The following is a 2355-nucleotide window of genomic DNA, read 5'->3' as shown; positions in this document are numbered from 1 at the left end:
CAGTCACCTGAACACATTGCTGTGCGTACAGTTCTGGCCTATCAACCCCATGGTCTGTGGGGGGCCTTAACCCCGCGAAGGGGGTGAGAAACCTCATCTTGGAACAGGCTTCCCGCTTAGATGCTTTCAGCGGTTATCCCTTCCGAACGTAGCTAACCAGCAGTGCCCCTGGCGGGACAACTGGCACACCAGAGGTTCGTCCGTCCCGGTCCTCTCGTACTAGGGACAGGTTTCCTCAAGTTTCTTACGCGCGCGGCGGATAGAGACCGAACTGTCTCACGACGTTCTAAACCCAGCTCGCGTGCCGCTTTAATGGGCGAACAGCCCAACCCTTGGGACCTACTCCAGCCCCAGGATGCGACGAGCCGACATCGAGGTGCCAAACCATCCCGTCGATATGGACTCTTGGGGAAGATCAGCCTGTTATCCCCGGGGTACCTTTTATCCGTTGAGCGACACCGCTTCCACTTGCCGGTGCCGGATCACTAGTCCCGACTTTCGTCCCTGCTCGACATGTACGTCTCACAGTCAAGCTCCCTTGTGCACTTACACTCAACACCTGATTGCCAACCAGGCTGAGGGAACCTTTGGGCGCCTCCGTTACCTTTTAGGAGGCAACCGCCCCAGTTAAACTACCCACCAGGCACTGTCCCTGAACCCGATCAGGGTCCGAGGTTAGAAGTCCAATACGATCAGAGTGGTATTTCAACAACGACTCCATGAACACTGGCGTGCCCACTTCACAGTCTCCCACCTATCCTACACAAACCGAACCGAACACCAATACCAAGCTATAGTGAAGGTCCCGGGGTCTTTTCGTCCTGCCGCGCGTAACGAGCATCTTTACTCGTACTGCAATTTCGCCGAGTCTGTGGTTGAGACAGCAGAGAAGTCGTTACGCCATTCGTGCAGGTCGGAACTTACCCGACAAGGAATTTCGCTACCTTAGGATGGTTATAGTTACCACCGCCGTTTACTGGGGCTTAAATTCTCAGCTTCACCACCCGAAGGTGATTAACCGGTCCTCTTAACCTTCCAGCACCGGGCAGGCGTCAGTCCGTATACATCGTCTTACGACTTCGCACGGACCTGTGTTTTTAGTAAACAGTCGCTTCTCTCTGGTCTCTGCGACCCACACCAGCTCAGACCGAAAAGATCGTCACCAGGATGGGTCCCCCTTCTCCCGAAGTTACGGGGGCATTTTGCCGAGTTCCTTAACCACAGTTCTCTCGATCGCCTTAGTATTCTCTACCTGACCACCTGTGTTGGTTTGGGGTACGGGCCGTGTACCAACTCACTAGAGGCTTTTCTCGGCAGCATAGGATCATGGAATTCGCCACAACGGCTACGCATCACCTCTCAGGCTCTGTGAGTGACGGATTTGCCTATCACTCGCCCTACAGGCTTACACCAGTACAACCACTGACTGGCCCCACTACCTTCCTGCGTCACCCCATCGCTTGCCTACTACCAGCCAAGGTCCCATGCATCACCCCACTCGGCACCCGAAGGTGCTCCCGGGGGATCAGGATGGTTAGTACAACTGATTCAGCATGGGCGCGGATACACGGGTACGGGAATATCAACCCGTTGTCCATCGACTACGCCTGTCGGCCTCGCCTTAGGTCCCGACTCACCCTGGGCGGATTAGCCTGGCCCAGGAACCCTTGGTCATTCGGCGGCAGAGTTTCTCACTCTGCTTTCGCTACTCATGCCTGCATTCTCACTCCCACACCCTCCACACCTGGATCACTCCGGCGCTTCCACGGATGCAGGACGCTCCCCTACCCACCCCACCCACTACACAGAAGTCCGTAAACCTCTGCGGATGTCATGGTGGAGTGCCGCGGCTTCGGCGGTGTACTTGAGCCCCGCTACATTGTCGGCGCAGGATCACTTGACCAGTGAGCTATTACGCACTCTTTCAAGGGTGGCTGCTTCTAAGCCAACCTCCTGGTTGTCTTCGCGACCCCACATCCTTTTCCACTTAGTACACGCTTAGGGGCCTTAGCCGGCGATCTGGGCTGTTTCCCTCTCGACTACGAACCTTATCGCCCGCAGTCTCACTGCCACACTCTCACTTACCGGCATTCGGAGTTTGGCTGACGTCAGTAACCCTGTGGGGCCCATCGGCCATCCAGTAGCTCTACCTCCAGTAAGAAACATGTGACGCTGCACCTAAATGCATTTCGGGGAGAACCAGCTATCACGGAGTTTGATTGGCCTTTCACCCCTACCCACAACTCATCCCCTCCATTTTCAACTGAAGTGGGTTCGGGCCTCCACGACGTCTTACCGACGCTTCACCCTGGCCATGGGTAGATCACTCCGCTTCGGGTCTAGACCCGGCGACTC

General features: G+C 56.1%; 1 rRNA gene. It reads right to left on the bottom strand.

Annotated features, from left to right (window positions below):
• Nucleotides 1-2355: ribosomal RNA gene (locus tag ACFUEJ_RS24085) — 23S ribosomal RNA — on the bottom strand; the annotation flags it as partial.

The organism is Gordonia sp. NPDC057258, assembly GCF_042668985.1.
Classification (GTDB): domain Bacteria; phylum Actinomycetota; class Actinomycetes; order Mycobacteriales; family Mycobacteriaceae; genus Gordonia; species Gordonia hongkongensis.
The sequence above is the reverse complement of the archived record's forward strand: the minus strand, read 5'-3'. Positions and strand labels throughout refer to the sequence as shown.